This is a genomic window from Paenibacillus algicola (assembly GCF_005577435.1).
In the GTDB taxonomy this organism is placed as follows: domain Bacteria; phylum Bacillota; class Bacilli; order Paenibacillales; family Paenibacillaceae; genus Paenibacillus_AQ; species Paenibacillus_AQ algicola.
On the sequence record NZ_CP040396.1, the window covers coordinates 936,511 to 954,132 of the forward strand.

General features: G+C 52.0%; 9 protein-coding genes. 6 read left to right on the forward strand and 3 right to left on the reverse strand.

What is annotated here, in order from left to right; translation table 11 throughout:
* The first annotated feature begins 1 nt into the window (after position 1).
* Positions 2-2,125, forward strand: coding sequence for an ABC transporter ATP-binding protein (locus E6C60_RS04125; RefSeq protein WP_138224669.1), 2,124 nt, complete (start codon positions 2-4; stop codon positions 2,123-2,125).
* A gap of 5 nt (positions 2,126-2,130) precedes the next feature.
* Here E6C60_RS04125 and E6C60_RS04130 read toward each other — a convergent pair whose 3' ends face one another.
* Entirely contained in the window at positions 2,131-2,979 is an 849-nt protein-coding gene (locus E6C60_RS04130; protein WP_138224670.1) for an AraC family transcriptional regulator, read from the reverse strand.
* A gap of 143 nt (positions 2,980-3,122) precedes the next feature.
* On the opposite strand from E6C60_RS04130, the gene E6C60_RS04135 reads away from it, so the two are divergent.
* The 5 genes from E6C60_RS04135 (at position 3,123) to E6C60_RS04155 (ending at position 13,949) form a co-directional block, all read left to right on the forward strand.
* Complete coding sequence (locus E6C60_RS04135) at positions 3,123-4,151, forward strand: class I mannose-6-phosphate isomerase (protein ID WP_138224671.1); 1,029 nt, start codon at positions 3,123-3,125, stop codon at positions 4,149-4,151.
* A gap of 200 nt (positions 4,152-4,351) precedes the next feature.
* Positions 4,352-5,023: a TVP38/TMEM64 family protein gene (locus E6C60_RS04140; RefSeq protein WP_138224672.1), complete on the forward strand. Its 672-nt coding sequence runs from the start codon at positions 4,352-4,354 to the stop codon at positions 5,021-5,023.
* Between the two features lie 166 nt (positions 5,024-5,189).
* A complete protein-coding gene (locus E6C60_RS04145) occupies positions 5,190-6,167 on the forward strand; it encodes a tRNA dihydrouridine synthase (RefSeq protein ID WP_138224673.1) in 978 nt (325 codons plus the stop codon).
* A gap of 231 nt (positions 6,168-6,398) precedes the next feature.
* The gene (locus E6C60_RS04150; RefSeq protein WP_138224674.1) at positions 6,399-10,505 is read left to right on the forward strand and encodes a carbohydrate binding domain-containing protein; all 4,107 of its coding nucleotides are present in this window, start codon (positions 6,399-6,401) and stop codon (positions 10,503-10,505) included.
* A 213-nt stretch (positions 10,506-10,718) separates the two neighbouring features.
* Entirely contained in the window at positions 10,719-13,949 is a 3,231-nt protein-coding gene (locus E6C60_RS04155; protein ID WP_138224675.1) for a cellobiose phosphorylase, read from the forward strand.
* A gap of 67 nt (positions 13,950-14,016) precedes the next feature.
* Here the strand turns inward: E6C60_RS04155 and E6C60_RS04160 are convergent, their stop codons facing one another.
* Complete coding sequence (locus E6C60_RS04160; RefSeq protein WP_138224676.1) at positions 14,017-15,642, reverse strand: response regulator; 1,626 nt, start codon at positions 15,640-15,642, stop codon at positions 14,017-14,019.
* A gap of 79 nt (positions 15,643-15,721) precedes the next feature.
* Entirely contained in the window at positions 15,722-17,458 is a 1,737-nt protein-coding gene (locus tag E6C60_RS04165) for a sensor histidine kinase (protein WP_233281207.1), read from the reverse strand.
* Positions 17,459-17,622 lie beyond the last annotated feature (164 nt).

A 17,622-nucleotide genomic window follows, 5' to 3' on the forward strand; every position in this document is an offset into this window, starting at 1 on the left:
CATGGACATTCATGAGGAAGCTCAGCTGAAGAAAGTGAAGGATTCATTGTTATGGAGAAAAATGATGCGGTTTGCTATCCCCTATCGGAAGCGGATTGCGGGTTCTTTTGTGCTTGCCATGCTGATTGCTGCATTGACCGTAGCCCAGCCGCTGCTTGTAAAAAATGCAATTGATGAGCGCATCCACGGTATTTTCAAACCGATGATTGCTACGGATTCCTCCATTGCGCCAGCAGACCTTGCCCCTGTTGTAAACGGGGATGCAATACCTTATGAAGATCGTATGTATTATCGGGTTGATGCCAAGGACCTGACTGAATCGGTGGGAGGAGAGAGCGTTCAGCGCGCTCAAATTGTTGCCTATCAAGATCAATATTATGTATTGAACGGTTGGGTGGAGAGAACAGACGAGCTCACGTTTATTCCCGCCGCAAGCGGGATGGAAATCACGGCACCCGAAGGGCGTACTCAGCTTGTGGAGCCTATGACGGACAGCCAGGTTCGCGCGTTCCGGAGTCAGGACGTCAGCGGTTTTATTACGATCGGTGTGCTCTTTCTGATCAGTGTCGTATTGGCAGGGGTGTTTACATACTGGCAATCCATATTGCTTCAAACGACGGGACAACACATCATTCGTGATCTGCGTGTTGTCATGTTTGAGCATTTGGCGAAGCTGCAGACCTCGTTCTATGATCGAAATCCTGTAGGCCGGCTCGTAACCCGGGTAGCTTATGACGTCGAAGCCGTGAATCAATTGTTCTCACAGGTTATTGTCAATCTGGCCAAGGAGCTGCTGTTGTTGATCGGGATCGCTGCGATTATGCTTCATCTCGACGTTTCACTGGCACTCGTTTCGTTTGCGATGATTCCACTGCTGATTGTTATTACGATTTATTTCAAAAAGGTGATTCGGGAATCGCAGCGGCTCTCCCGCATCATGCTCTCCAAACTGAACTCGTTCCTGGCTGAAAGCTTGAGCGGCATGAGTATCGTCCAAATATTTACTCGGGAGAAGAAGCAGCTGGAGCAGTTTGTGGGTCTCAACGATGCGCATTACCAAGCAGGCATGAAAGCAACGGTAAATAACTCTCTTTTTAATCCGCTGATTGGACTCTTCGGCAATCTGGCCCTGGCTCTCATCGTATGGTACGGGGGTGGCTCTGTGTTGGCGGCTACCGTTACGTTTGGGGTCGTGTACGCTTTTACAACATATGTTCGCCAATTCTTCCAGCCGTTAATGGCGCTCTCAGACCGCTACACCCAAATCCAGATGGCATTGACATCAGCAGAGCGTATCTTTGAGCTTCTGGAAGAACAGCCGGCTATCATGAATTCGCCGCACGCGAAGGAGGTTACCAAGCCGCTTCAGGGCAGCATAGTCTTCGACAAGGTGTGGTTCGCCTATGAGGCTGACGATTGGGTGCTTAAAGATATCAGCTTTGAGGTCAAGCCGGGAGAAACGGTGGCCTTTGTAGGCTCAACCGGGGCAGGGAAGAGCTCGATCATTCAGCTGATTAATCGTTTCTATGATATACAAAAGGGAAGCATTTGCTTGGACGGGAAGCCTTTAGACAGCTATGCATTGACGGGGCTCAGACAATCGGTGGGAGTTATTCAGCAGGATCCGTTCGTGTTTACAGGCAACGTATATGAGAATATACGGCTCAACCGCACGGATATTTCCGATGAAGAAATTACATTGGCCGCGAAGGCGCTGCACATGGATAGCTTCATTCAGCAGCTGCCGCAGCAATACGAAACCATGCTGGGGGAGCGGGGGATCAAGCTTTCGTCTGGACAACAGCAGCTATTGTCCTTTCTCCGGGTGTACGTAAACAATCCGGACATCCTGATTCTCGATGAAGCTACGGCTCACGTGGATACAGAAACCGAGCAAACTCTGCAGGCCGGGCTGCTTGAAATGTCCAAAGGCAAAACGACATTGATTGTAGCGCATCGTCTATCCACGATCCGTCATGCGGATAAGATTATTGTGCTTCATAAGGGTGAAATCAAAGAGGTGGGTACGCATCATGCTTTACTCCAGCAAAAGGGAGTGTATCGTAAATTATATGATCTGCAGAACAAAGAACACAGCTTGGATGCCATGCCCCATGTACAGTAGCAGAGTTAGTGCTTGGGCGTTGTCTCATAGTTTTTGGCGTAGGTGGAAGGAGAGAGGCCTTCGGTCTTCTTGAACAGGCGGCTGAAATATAGCTCGTCCTCGTACCCTACGCTGCGCGCAATGGCCTTCAGTCTGTAATCCGATAAAATCAACAGCTCCTTCGCGCGGTCCATACGCAGATGCGTTAAATAGTGAATCGGGCTGTAATTCGTATATTTTTTGAATAAACGAGAGTAGTGGCTAATGCTCAGACTAGCCATCGTAGACAGCTGATCTAAGGTAATGTTTTCGTTGTAGTGATTGACCATATAATTGATCGTTTTTTCTATAGCCATCGTGGTATCCCCGGTGACCAGTTGAGTTCTTAAATCCGTCAGTATTTGCATAAGCAGCTCAAGGAACAGAATGCGCCGATGCATCAAGGTAAACTCACCTCGACGCTTCATATTTTGCACTAATTGTTCCATCGTGTTCACCAAGGAAAGAGGCGTCAGGATCGTATACGCCCCGCTCAGCGGAAAGGGCGAGGGTGTACTGTGATCTGAATTGCCGGGGTCATTCGAGGCACAAGCTAGGGCATACTCAAATCGGACGAAATAAAACTCAATGGCTGGCTCAGACATGCGCTCAACGACCATGCCGGGCGACACGACGAACAGCCTGCCAGGCTCCGCCGTATATGAGTTTCCGTCCAGCATGAAGGTTCCGCTGCCTCTGGTGACCATCCATATGCTATGAAAGCGATGTTTGTACGCTTTGCTGTGCCAGCATGGTCCGTGCTTGGCTAAGCCGGCAATGAGAACGTTAAAGTTCATTTGATTCAGCTGCTTCATGATTTCCCATGGTTTACTCAAGCTGGTTTCCCCCCTAGTCTCTATACGATTTATACAAGACCCACGCTACAGTTATTCATTATAATAGCTTCGGCTTGGTATTTTAACCTATTTTTCTCAGCATGCAGCAATGTCATAAACCTTACATGCATACAGGAGGCCGTATGAGTCAATATATTTTGAAGCTGAATGAGAACCGAGTGCGAAGAAATTACCGCGGAGGCTATGGGCTTGACGTATTCAAGGGAAAAGAGGCTTGTGCCGACGGGGAGACTCCGGAGGATTGGATCTGCTCTACGGTGACAGCCAAGAATCCGGGTCTTGCGCCACGGGAAAACGAGGGCTTATCCCAGGTGCTTGTGGATGGGGAGCTCATCACGGTAAAAGAGCTGTTTGAACGAGAGAAGGAATTTTATTTAGGAGCGGCGGCGGAAATGCCGTTTCTGTGCAAGCTGCTTGATTCCCAGATGAGACTGCATACACAGGCTCATCCTACGAAGAAGTTCTCGCGTGCCTTCCTGAATTCAAATCACGGCAAGCTGGAATGCTATTATATTCTGGATGTCCGGGATGATGTCGAGCCCTATATCCGGCTGGGGTTTCAGCATTCGCCTGCGCGGATGGAGTGGAAGAGGATCATCGAGACGCAGGATTTAAAAGCGATGGATGACTGCTTTGAGCGGATACCGGTTCAGCCCGGACATATCTGGTACATTCCGGGCGGCGTTCCGCACGCGATAGGCGAGGGAATTACGATGATTGAAATTATGGAGCCTTCGGATTGGGTCGTGCGGTGTGAATTTGAGCGCGAAGGGCTGGTTGTACCGCCGGAAGCCCGGTTTATGGGAAGGGATCTGGAGTTTTGCCTGGATGTGTTTGATTATACAGAATATACTCCGCAGGAGGTGCAGGACAAGTTCAAGCTGACCCCGAAGCCGCGCGGTCAGGTGGAGAACCTGGTCGATACAGATATAACCCGGGATTTCAGAGTGGATCGGCTGAAGGTACAGGGTGAAACCACATTGGCCACGGAGAACAGGCTGATGGTGGGAATTGTTGTGACCTCTGAAGCCGAGATTTGTGCGGGGGGAAGCTGGTTCAAGGTGAGCAAAGGGGAGAGCTTTGTTGTGGCCGCCAAGGCTACCGAGATTCATTTCCGGGGAGATCACGCGGAGATCATCTTGATCAGCTAGGAAATCACGGAGAATGAGCCGAGTGAATTCAGGATGGGGTGCCTGAGTTTGCTCGGCTTTTTTTATCATAAATCCCCTTCTGTATTCTGCCTTACGGTCTGGAGTCCGTCCATTGTGGTAAGATAGGTGAAAAAAACAAGGCTGCAGGCCCGGCATGATTCCGGCGGCGGTCATTGTGACAAAGCCGCGGAGGATGAGCGATGAACAAAATACCCCCTTGGATATGGAAGGCGCTTGGAGCAGCAGCCATTGTTGGCGGCTTGCTATGGTTTCATCAGAATGTGCTGGATCTCAGCCCGAGTACGATTCAGGCCTGGATGCTCTCGCTCGGCTGGGCGGCGCCGGTCATTTATATCGCGCTATATACACTGCGGCCGCTGATTCTGTTCCCGGCCTCCCTATTGTCTGTGGCTGGCGGATTGGCCTTCGGGCCGCTGTGGGGAACGGTGTATACGATCGCAGGTGCTGTCATGGGAGCGGCGGTCGCCTTTATGGCTGCACGAATGCTGGGAAAACGACTTGTGAAGAAGGAATGGAAGGGCCAATGGAGCAAGGTGCAGCAGCAGCTGGAGGAGCGCGGATTTGTCTATGTTGTGGTGCTGCGGCTCATTCCGTTATTTCCCTTTGACCTGATCAGCTATGCGGCGGGAGCCTCGAAGGTCAGGCTGCTGCCGTTTGTGCTCGGCACGCTGGTCGGGATAATACCGGGAACCTTTGCCTACAATTTTCTCGGCGCGAGCCTGGCAGAGGGCAGGACCGGGCTTATTCTGGCCGCTGCGGCCGTGCTTCTGATTGCAATTGCGTTACCGCTGCTCATTAAACGAAAGATGAATACGGCAAAGGACAAGAGAGAAAATCCCAAGGAAGCATAAGTGCTGAGTGCGGACCACTCCAGGCTTGACCTGATCCTGATCTGCGGGTCTTGCCGTTTCATCCATGCCGCAAACCCGCTATAATGGGAGAGGATGCATGACATCACATGATATTGGGAAACTGCGGGATTCACGTTGTCCTGGTATAAATAGAGAGGTTTTGAAGATGAAGAATCATTTCTGGCTGGAATTGCCGCGGCCATTCTTCGTGCTGGCACCGATGGAGGATGTAACGGATGTCGTGTTCCGGCACGTTGTAAGTGCTGCGGCAAGACCGGATGTGTTTTTTACGGAGTTTGCGAATACAGAGAGCTACTGTCATCCGGAAGGGAACCAAAGCGTGCGCGGCCGCTTGACGTTTACAGAGGATGAGCAGCCTATGGTCGCTCATATTTGGGGAGACAAGCCGGAGTATTTTCGCCGGATGAGCATGGGGATGGCGGAGGAAGGCTTCCGAGGCGTTGACATTAATATGGGCTGCCCCGTACCGAATGTGGCGGAGCACGGCAAGGGCAGCGGCCTCATCTGCCGGCCGGATCTGGCCGGAGACATCGTCCAGGCTGCCAAGGCAGGGGGCTTGCCCGTTAGCGTGAAGACTAGACTTGGCTTTCATGCTGTAGAGGAATGGCGGAGCTGGCTGACTCATATTTTGAAGCAGGATATTGCCAACCTCTCCATCCATTTGCGGACCAGAGACGAGATGAGCAAGGTGCCGGCACACTGGGAGCTGATTCCGGAGATCAAGCAGCTTCGGGATGAGATCGCGCCGGATACGCTGCTTACGATCAATGGAGATATTGCGGATCGTAAGGCCGGATTGAAGCTGGCCGAGCAGTATGGTGTGGATGGCATTATGATCGGGCGGGGGATTTTTCACAATCCGTTTGCCTTCGAGAAGGAGCCTAGAGAGCACAGCAGTGAGGAGCTATTGAATTTGCTGCGGCTGCACCTCGATCTTCACGACCAGTACTCCGCGCTGGAGCATCGCTCGTTCCGGCCGCTGGCCCGCTTCTTCAAGATCTATGTCCGCGGCTTCCGCGGCGCAGGCGAGCTACGGAATCAATTAATGAACGCCAGATCCACAAGTGAGGTCCGTTCCCTACTGGAGACTTTCGGGGATGTGGAGCACAGCAGAACGGAATAGACATAAGAAATGGCAGCATGAATTAAGCACAGAGCCGGATAAGACAGGAGGCTGCTCCTGTTATTGTCCGGCTTTTTGCGTATGCCATGGATTTACGGCGCTGCAAATGTATTGGAGCAAAAAGGAGTATAAAAACAAAAATCGGGGCATTTCTTTGGCAACGGGAATCAGGAATACTAAAAGAGCTAGAGGGTGGAAGAAATTATCATCGATCAGGAGGGATATTTCAAAATGACAGCGCTATCAAAAAAGAGCGGCTCCAGTAAACCGGGGACCCGGCTCCGGAAGCGAACGGCTCTGGTGCTCAGCTTGCTGCTTGCAGCCACTCATGTCCCGGTGACGGGTGGAGCTTGGACAACACAGGTGTCCGCTCAATCGACACTCGTCAACCAGCTGGAAGAAAAGAGCCACTGGGCAGCCCCGGTGCTGCAGAAGTGGCATAACGAAGGACTGCTTACAGGCTATCCGGATGGCAGTCTGCGGCCGGATCAAGTGATTACACGGGCGGAGCTGGTCAAGCTGCTTCACACGATGTTTGGTTTTAATGAGCAAGGCAGTGCAAGCTTCCATGATGTCAAAGCTGAGCAGTGGTTTGCGGCCGCAGTCTCTGCGGTGGAAGCGGCGGGATATGTACGAGGCTATCCGGACGGCAGCTTCCGTCCAAGCCAGGCAGTTACACGAGAGCAGGCTGCTCATGTGCTGGCAGGACTGTTTTCTCTTAACGCAACGGCAGACACATCTTTAACCGGCTACAAGGATGCCGGCGATGTGAGCAAGTACGCGCAGGAAAGCACGGCAAAGCTTGCAGCCAGCGGGATCCTGCAGGGCTATCCGGACGGCACCCTTCGGCCACGCACTCCGCTTACACGAGCAGAGCTGGTCAGTCTTCTGGAGCGGTTAGCGCCGAGGATGATGAAGCAGGGAGAAACACTCACAGGTGAAACCGTGAAGGGCAATCTGCTGGTTCGAGCAGCAGGTGCGGTGATCCGCAATACTATAGTGAATGGAAACGTATTTCTCGCAGCTGGTATTGGTGAGGGAGATGCGTCTTTAGAGCAAACGACGGTCAAAGGCACTCTGTTTGTCCATGGCGGCGGCAGCAATAGCATCTATCTGGCTGACTCTTCCGTAGAAGAGCTGCAGTTGAATAAACAAGAGGGTCCGGTGCGAATCGTTATTTCGGGAGCCTCGGAGATTGGCCGCGTGGATGTGCAGACCCCGGCGGTGATTGAGGTGGAAGAAGGAGCCTCTATCGAGGTGATCCATATTCATTCCGGTGCAGCGGGTACCACGATTACCGGAAAGGGACAGATCCGCGAAATCACAAATGAGGGGGATGAGGTTACCCTGAACGGCAAAACCTTGGGTCGCGGGAAGACAGAGCCGGTCGGGGGTGTAGCACCGCAAACACCAGGCGGCACTCCGCAGACCCCTGCTGCGCCAGGCTCCGGAGGCGGCACTCCGCAGATTCCTTCCGTGCCAAATCCCGGCAGTGGAAATCCACAGCCGGAGCCGGGAGACGAGAGCGACTGGACATTGGTGTGGAGTGATGAGTTCGATGGGACAGGCTCCAACCTGGATGTGAACGGAGTCAACCTGGATTTATGGGATTATCAGCTGGGAACCGGAGCCGAGTACGGTCTGGACGGCTGGGGAAATAATGAACAGCAATATTACCGGGCGGAAAACGCCAAGGTGGAGAACGGCAGCCTGATCATTGAGGCGCGAAATGACGGTTACGGAGGGAAACCGTACACGTCTTCCCGACTGTACACGCAGCCGACCTTTACTAAGAAATATGGCCGATTTGAAGCGCGTATGAAGCTTCCGGTCGGTTCCGGCTTCTGGCCTGCCTTCTGGATGATGCCGGCCGACAATCGGTACGGAGGCTGGGCGGCTTCCGGAGAAATCGATATTATGGAAGCCCGAGGCCGGCTGCCGGGAGAGGTTGGCGGAACGATCCATTATGGAGAAAGCTGGCCGCTGAATCGGAGTACAGGAGCGGAATACCATTTCCCGGAGGGTACCGATATTTCGGATTTTCATACGTATGCTGTGGAATGGGAGCCTGGAGTGCTGCGCTGGTATGTCGATGGCGAGCTCTATCAGGAGCTGACCAACTGGGACAGCTGGGGCAAGAATATGCCAGCCAAATATGCGTTCCCGGCTCCATTTGATCAGGAGTTTTACCTGATCTTGAATTTGGCCGTGGGCGGCAATTATGATGGGGGACGCAATCCGGATGCCTCTTTGCTGCCTTCGACTATGGAGGTAGATTATGTTCGTGTTTACGAGCTGACAGGCAGACCATACAACACGCCCGTAGAACCGCAGGTGCTGGCTGAGCCGCTGCCTGAAGGGGCCAAAGAAGCGGTCAATGGGAACTACGTGCATGATATGCTTTACGAGCAGCCGATCAAGGAAGTGGCTGCAGACGGGGAAGCCTTAAGCCCGGATTATTGGAATTTTGTTCATATCAGCACCTTTGGCGGCAACGGAACTGCGGCTGTAGAATTGCTGGACGGCATTCCATTTGCCAAGCTGGGCATCACAGCTGCCGGTAATGCTGCGCATGCGGTGCAGCTTATACAGCATGTTTCACTGGGTAAAGGAAGATGGTATAAATTAAGCTTTGATGCCAAGGCCGGGGCAGATCGGACGATGGCAGTGAAGCTGGGAGGAGGCGCTGATCGAGGCTGGGGCGCTTATTCCAGAACGCTTGAAGCCCAGCTGAGTCCCGAGCTTCAGCGCTACGAGCTGGTTTTCCAGATGGAGAAAGAAACGGATCTGAATGCCAGACTTGAATTTAATGCGGGCTTGAATATGTCCTCCGTATGGATCGGCAACGTCAAGCTGGAGGAAAGTAACGCTCCAGCCCTATACCCGGATGAGCCGAAGCCGCCTGTAAATGATAATTACATTTATAACGGAACCTTCGATCTGGGCCGGATCGATCGGATGACATTCTGGCACTTGATGACTGACGGAGCCGCGGCGACAGCAGCTGTTGATCCAGCAGCCCGGGAGCTGAAGGCTGCGATTACAGACGGGGGAGCTTCGGAGACGGCGGTCAAGCTGGTACAGCCGGGCGTCCGTCTGGTTGGCGGCAGCTCGTATAAGCTCAGCTTCGACGCAAGAGCAGATCAGGAACGGACGATTCAAGCAGCTCTTTGGAACAAAGAGGGTACAGTGATTTATGCAGCTCCTCAGGCCATAGAGCTAACGGAGCAGATGGAGATCAAGACCGTCACTTTCGAAATGCAGGCGCCTTCCGATGAAGAGGGGCAGCTGGTGTTCTTGCTGGGCGGACGTGCCGGAGATGTATATCTGGACAATGTGAGCTTGACGCGTGAGGGAAATTCTGCGAATGAGCTCTCACTGGATGAGCAGTTTCCGTTGAAGAACGGCAGCTTCTCGCGGGGCACAGCCAATTGGAGCGAGCATGTACAAGGCCGGTGGGATGGATGGGATCAGCAAACCCGGTACTCGGTCGAGGACGGTGAGCTGAAATTTCACATTTCCAGCGCCGGCAATCAGCCATGGGATGTTATGCTGATGCAGACGGATTTCCCTCTGCGTAGTGGCAGCACGTATGTTGTTTCCATGGATGCCAGATCCACGATGGACCGTCCGGTGGAGCTGGTGATTGAAACAGGTCAACAGCGGTATCTTGAAGAAACCGTTCAGCTGACAGACAGCATGCAGCATTTCAGCTTTGAGCTGCCTGTAAACGACGATCTCGAAGTCTCGTTCAGGCTGCTTATGGGCAAGCTCGCTGGACTGCAGTCCGGCTCGCATGATATCTATGTAGACAATATTCGTGTAGAGCAGAAGGGTGCGCGGGATCAGGCTTTTCTCGCTGTCAACGGTGATTTCTCAGACGGCCTTACCGGCTGGGGCACGCACTTGCAGGGACAATATGACGGACCCTCCTCCGCTTCCTTCCAGGAAGATGCGGGAGAGGCTCGTGTCAGTATCAATCATGCGGGAATAAATCCATGGGATATTATCTTGATGCAGACCAACAAGTCTTTGAAGCAGGGTCAAACGTATCTGGTTTCCTTTAAGGCCAGATCGACAAGTCCAAGAGCGATTGAAGCTGTCATTGATAATCACGAGTATACCCGGTTTCTGAACGAAACGATTGATTTGACTTCAGAGATGCAGATCTTCAGCTTTGAAGTGACACTTGAGAGTGATCAGAACGCCGGGCTCAAGTTCCTCATGGGTGCAGCGCCAGGTATAGGCGCAGATCGTCATGATATTTATATCGATGATGTGCAAATGGAGCTGAAGGGGGCACGCGAAGCCATCAGCGGGGCTACTGTAGCACCTTAACAGCCGTATATTCGCTGAAATTTAAAAAAGGCAGCAGCCAGACCGCCGGGCCAGGGGATATAAACCTGGCCTGACGGTCTCTGCTGTCCTTTTTTTGTTTTATGTGCCATTACCCAACAAAGTGGCACAAATGTAAAGATATTGGGCTACCTTAAAGTGGATCTGAAAAGAATAATGGAGAGGAGACCAATTTGCCGTTACAGGAGGATGAATATGGACACTGTAAAATATGAATATGATGACCGCGGCCGCTTTGTTGTGGAGCAGTACAACAGGGCCGAACCGTTCTCCAGCTTTCTGCCTGGCATGGCCGGCAAGACCGGGATTCCGCTATGGCTGTTTTATGTGAATCGGGGACAAGGGGTGGCCAGCTTCGGCATTGAGGATAAGAATAGTGCCATAATGGAGTTTTTTCCTGCCAACAAAGCCTATCAACTTGTACCTCAACAGGGTTTCCGTACCTTTATCAAATACAGGACTGCACAAGGAGAGGGCTTTCTTGAGCCGTTTGCTATAGAAGAAGCAGGAAGAGACCGCACCGAGCGCATGTTGATTTCTCCGAATATGCTTGAACTGGAGGGAAGCTATCAATCTGAAGGCTTCACGGTAAAGGTAAGTTACTTTACTATGCCTGGGGAGAGCTTTGCAGCGCTTGTGCGGGACGTTTCGATTACGAACATTTCAGGACAAACGATGGACCTAGAGGTGCTTGATGGTATGCCTGCCGTCATTCCATACGGGATGAATCATTCGGCTTACAAAGAGCTCGGTTACACACTAAGGAGCTGGATGGATGTCCAGCATCTGGAGTTAGGCATTCCCCTGTACAGCCTGCGCGGCAGCATTGCTGATACGGCTGAGGTCAATGCGATCAGCGGAGGACATTTTTATTTAGGTTCTGCGTCCCATTCCCGGCTCAGACCGTGCAAACCGGGCCGTCCTATTGTCGATATGGATCTGATCTTTGAGCAAAATACGAGCTTGACACGCCCTGACGGCTTTCTGAACAGGGGCCTGGAAGCGTTACAGTCTGCTCCGCAGGTTACAACGAATAAGGTGCCTGGTGCGTTCACGGGAGCAATCCAAACGCTACAGCACGGTGAAAGCCTACAGATCATATCGATGACCGGGCATGTTAAGGATATTGGCCGTATTCATGCAAGAGCGGAGGAGTTTGTAAGTCCTGTCTATATAGAGCGCAAGAAACAGGAGGCGTCCGAGGTGGTGTCGCAGTACACTCAGGATGTGGAAACCCGGACTGCCCTGCCCCAATTTGATGAATATATTAAACAGAGCTATACGGACAATTTTTTGCGGGGCGGCTATCCGCTTATTCTAGACAATGGGACGGAGGAAGGAGCAGTCTATCATATTTTCTCCCGCAAGCATGGTGATCTGGAGCGGGATTATAATTTTTTCAAGCTGCTTCCGACCTTTTATTCTCAAGGTAACGGAAATTACCGGGATGCGAACCAGAACCGCCGCTGCGATATTTTCATCCATCCCCAGGTTCATGACTTCAACATCCGCATGTTTCTCAGCTTGATTCAGCCTGATGGCTATAACCCGTTGGTCGTTAAAGGCTGCTCTTTCAGACTGAAGGATACAGCGGGGCTGCTTGAGCATGTGGAGGAAGAACATCGGGAAACGATGAGCCGCTTTTTTGACAAGCCCTATCATCCGGGAGAACTGCTGAATCATATGATGGACAAACACATCGCTCTGGTCATCACGCCAGAGGAATTTATGCAGGAAGCACTTCGTCGTTCGGAGCAGAGCTTTGAAGCTGAGTTCGGGGAAGGCTACTGGATCGATCACTGGACGTATAACATGGATCTGGTCGAAAGCTACCTGACGATCTATCCTGACCGGCAAGAGGATTTGCTATACGGCAGCAAGTCCTATACCTACTTTGACAGCCCTGCTTTCGTAGCTCCGCGCAGCCGGAAATATGTACTGACGCAAGAAGGCGGGGTACGTCAATATGGGGCCATTGAGGAGAATGAGGACAAGGAACGCCGTCTCAGCCATGCATCCGGCGGACATTGGGTCACCTCTGCTAACGGTGGGGGAGAGGTCTATCGCTCCACACTGTTTGAGAAGCTGCTTATTCTAGCTGCTGTCAAGTTTGCGACACTGGATCCCGAGGGACTGGGTGTTGAAATGGAGGCAGGTAAGCCGGGCTGGAATGATTCCATGAACGGACTGCCCGGGCTATTTGCGTCCGGCTTCGGGGAGACCTGCGAGCTGAAACGGCTAATGGAAGCACTGGAGCAATGGAACACCCAAGAAATCTCCATCCCTGCAGAGGCTGCCGAGCTTATGGACACGATTGCAGTTGAACTGGAACATTACGAGACCTCTGAGGAAGCAAGCAGAAATATGCTGTATTGGGATCATGTTTCATCTGCCCGCGAGTTGTATCGCAGCCGTGTTGCAGAGGGCTTTGAGGGGTCAGAGACAAAGCTGTCACCTGAGCGAATTGGACAGCTCCTCAAGCGCTGCTTAAGCAAGCTTGAAGATGCTATGCAAAGAGCTCTTGCCATAGGCAATGGTATTTATCCAACGTACTTTTGCTACGAAGCAGAGTCCTATACCCTTCTTGAAGACGAAGAAGGAAAAGCGCAGTATGACGCGAAGGGCAGACCACTTGTCAAGGTTGAGCAGTTCCGCCGGGTGGATGTTCCGCGCTTCCTGGAAGGGCCTGTGCGTGCATTCAAGGTGCTGAAGAAGGATGAGGAGCGCAAACAGCTATACAAGGCAATCCGAAGCAGTGGTATTTATGACCGCAAATTGAAGATGTACAAGGTGAACGAATCGCTGGCAGGACAGCCGCTGGAGCTGGGACGTTCAACCATATTTACACCGGGCTGGCTGGAGAATGAATCCATATTCATGCACATGTCATACAAGTATCTGCTGGAGCTGTTAAAAGGAGGACTGTATAAAGAGTTCTTTGAGGATATGAAGCATTCAATGCCTCCGTTTTTTGATCCTGCAGTATACGGCCGCAGTATTCTGGAAAATTCCTCGTTTATTGCAAGTAGTGCCAATCCGGACGAAACCCTGCATGGCAGGGGATTTGTGGCGCGGCTTAGCGGCTCTACGGCAGAATTTCTGAACATGTGGTTTGTGATGATGGCCGGCGAACAGCCGTTTCAAGTGAAGGATGAGGGTTTAACACTGCGCCTGCTTCCCAAACTTCCCGGTTGGTTGTTTGACGAGTCGGGTGAGGTCAGCTTCCGTTTTCTTGGTGCTTGTGAGGTGACCTACTGCAATTCGCAGCGACAAGACACGTTTGCTCTTAACAGCAGCAGTATTCGGTATGTGCTGACGCTGCAAGACGGCAGCAAGGTGGAGACTTCTGGTGTTATTTCCGAGCCTTATGCGAGTCTTGTTCGTTCAGGGAAGGTTGCTGCCATACGAGTTCAGCTGTTCAGCTGATGCTTATGTAAAAGATAATGAACCCGCCCGCCACAGCTGAATGCTGCAGCGAGCGGGTTCTCTGTTTTCAAGCCAGCTTGTCCCTATATTCCTGCGGGGTTAGGCCGAATTTATCCTTGAACAATTTGATGAAGTAGCTGGTCTTCATATAGCCCAGTCCCTCCGCGATCTCGTACACCTTCTCGTTCGTGTTCCGCAGCTTGTAGGTGGCCTGCTCCATCTTCAGGCGGAATAAATAATCGCTGATGCCTTCACCGGTTTCCAGCTTGTAGACCTTCGAGAGATAGGAGGGATTCAAGAACACATGCGCTGCGATGGATTGCAGGGACGCCTCGCTAAGATGATGGTACACATAGTCCTGAACCTGTCGAACAAGACTGGACCGTGAATCCTTGGTTTCAGCGTCCATGCTCTGCTTGTAAACCTGCAAAATGCTCATGGACCAATCGCGCAGCTGCTGGATGGTATGGAACTGAGGGCCATTCACCAGCTTCTTGTATTCCTCCCCGAGCAGCTCCTGAATCCAGCGCTTGCTCTTATGAATGGAGTAGCTGAATGCACTGACAATCATGAAATAGGTCTCCAGAATATGCTCATGAGAGTGGCTCCATTTTTGCTCCAATTCATTAAATATAGCATCCATCTTCTCATCCAGGGCTTCCCATTGACCGGCCTCAATGAGGTGGACCAGCATCGGGGGATCATATAAATGCGTCAAGGAATTCACGGACCTTGCTTCCGGCTCCGGCTGCTCGGCAAGGGTCAGCAGCAGCTCCCGATCGCTGCCGATATGCTGGCGGAACTGGATCACGGACTCATCATAGAGCTTCTTCACTTGCTGTGGGAATGGACCCCATCTGCTGAGCAGGACCGAGATCGTCCCCTTCAGAAATTGCTTGACGCTGTGCTGCAGCCGGGACGCTTTGTTCTCGGCTTTATCCTTCCAATCCAATTCGGTGCTTCCAGCACCCGGCTTAGGCTGAATCAGGAAGATGAGATAGCCATGCTTATCCTTGATCTGCCAAATGTGAAACGTGTCGACAAACAGCTCCTCCGCCATATTAAAGATGGCATACTCCATCAGAGGAACATCATTCCCCCGATAGCGGTCAAAATAATCCTCCAGCCGGATCAGCATCAGGCTGTACGGCACCTCTTGCCGCAGAGGCAGCTCTAATAGCTCCAGCCGCTCATCCAGCTCCTCAAATGAAACGCGTCTGCCCTCAAGCAATTCCATGAGCAGATGATTGCGAAGGGCGGGCTGGTTAAGCTTAATGGACTGCATTGCATTCTGGTATGAAGCGATGGACTTCCACTCGTCCTCAATGCTCTTGAGGGCTTTCGTCACAGCACCCAGCACTTCCTCGTCTTCACAGGGCTTGAGTAAATAATCGGTCACCTGGTTTTGAAGCGCGCGCTTGGCATAATCAAAATCATCATATCCGGTGAGAAGGATACAGCGGATTTTTTCCCATGAAGCTCTGACCTGCTCGATCAGATCGAGCCCGGAGTCTCCGGGCATGCGAATATCTGTGATCATAACACTGATCGGGTGGACGGTGATAATCTCCAGAGCCTCCCGAGCCGAGTAGGCTTTATGAACTTTTACAATGTCGAGCTGTTCCCAGGGTATCATTTCCGCGAGGTCATCTACCAGGTCGGGCTGGTCATCGACAATAAGAAGCTGATGCATCTGTCACACTCCAATTCTTGTAAGCTTTGCTGCTGTGCAGCCGATTGAAATCAAGGGAGACCGCTAAAGCAGGCGACTCTTATTCGCCGGGCTCTATCGGCCATTGGATCCTCACCTTCATCCCGCCATGCTTCCCGGGAGCAAAATTCAGCGACGCCTCATTCCCGAATTGCAGGAAGATGCGCTGGTGTATGTTCCACAAGGCCGTGCCGGTTTCCGTCGTCGGAGGCAGCGTAATGCGATGCTGCAATTCTTGAATCTGATCCAGGGTCATGCCCATGCCGTTATCCTCAATGGTAATGCAGTTCAGTCCGTCCGCCTGCTCCCCGCTGATCGTTACGATGCCGTCCATAGCAGATTTCTCAATCCCATGGATGACAGCGTTCTCAACGAGTGGCTGCAGCAGCAGCCTTGGCACCTCAAGTCTCAGCATGCTGTCCGGCACGTCAATCTCGTACGACAAATGCTGGATATGCATTTTCTGAATTTCGAGATAGCTCTCAATGAGGTTTAATTCCTCGCTCAGCGCGGCGCTCGATTTCTCGCTCCTTGTGGTGTACCGGTAATATTTACTGAGGTGCATAGCCATATCCATAACCTGCTGCTTCTTGCCCAGCCGAGCCAGACTGCGAATCAATGCAAAGCAATTGTACAAAAAATGCGGATTGATCTGCGACTGAAGCTGCTTCAGATTTGCCTCCCGCGTGCTGATCTGCTCTGCATACACCTTGTGAATCAACCGGTCAATGTCGGATGCCATATCGTTAAAGCGCTCAAACAGATACGAGAATTCGTTGTTCGGATTTACCGTGATCCGGGTGGAATACTCGCCGTCCCGCAGCCGCTGTACATTTCGGATGAGCAGCCATATCGGACGCTGTACGTTCCGGTACAGCAGATACGCAGCGACAGTGCTTAAGATCAAGAGCAGGCCGATCGATCCATAAAAAAGATTACGCGATTTCACAATAGGCTCCAGAATGGCCTCCAGCGGATAATAATCGACCAGATATCCGTTCAGGGACTCGATCCGGACGGTACTTACCAGATACTGTTCACCTGCAAGCTCCATCACCGTACTGTCCTGACCCCTAAGAGGCTCAGCGGCGATCCGGCGGCTCAATTCCTCCATCTTGTCCAGATCGGCGGTGCTGTTCGTAATCATCTGGTCCGAGGGCAGGAGCATAAAGGGATCTCCCTGGCCCCCCAGCTTAAAGCGGTCCAGATCCTTGGCCAGCAGATCCTGCGGAAATGAAACCTCCACGACAAGCCCGGCCTGTTCAATGCGGTCTCGCATGCTCTCCGGCTTGACGACATGGCGGACATACCGATACTCCATGCGCCCGCCGACGTTCATTTCTTTGAACTGCCAGGTTGGCGATGCAATGCGTTTCAGCTCCTCCAGATCAAAGGCCGCGCGCGGATTCGTAGAGACGATATCCTGCTGCTGCGGAGCAATGACGCTGTATTGTGTATCCCACCGTTCCGCAACATTTAACAGGCGGAGGCGCTCCAGCATCCGGGATTTCTCAGAATTGCGCTCATAGGCCGTCCGGATGGAGGGCAGCTGCTGCAGCTCTTGAATGTGGATATCCTCACTAAGAAGAAAAGCAAGGGTGGATAAATTGTCGACGCTGTTGTCGAATTCGGTAGCAAGGAAGCGCAGATCCTTCTGCTTCATAGCCCGGATTTCACTGCTTACGACCGAGACACTGACCCGGTTGGACAGGCTGTACAGCACCAGGATCGGGATCAGCAGCAGCACGAGCACGATAATCATCTTGGTTAATGTATTGGTTTTGATCGGTAACAACATCACTTCTTCCCTTCCTTGGTGAACGGCGCCGGCTCAGAATAGTCAACAGAATGGCATCGTTCCAAAAATCGTGGTCTATAAGCATGGGAGCGCTGTTGATACAATTATTAATACAGAAACCGTTGAAAATCAATCCATGTCAACAATTAAGTAGAGGAGCGAAG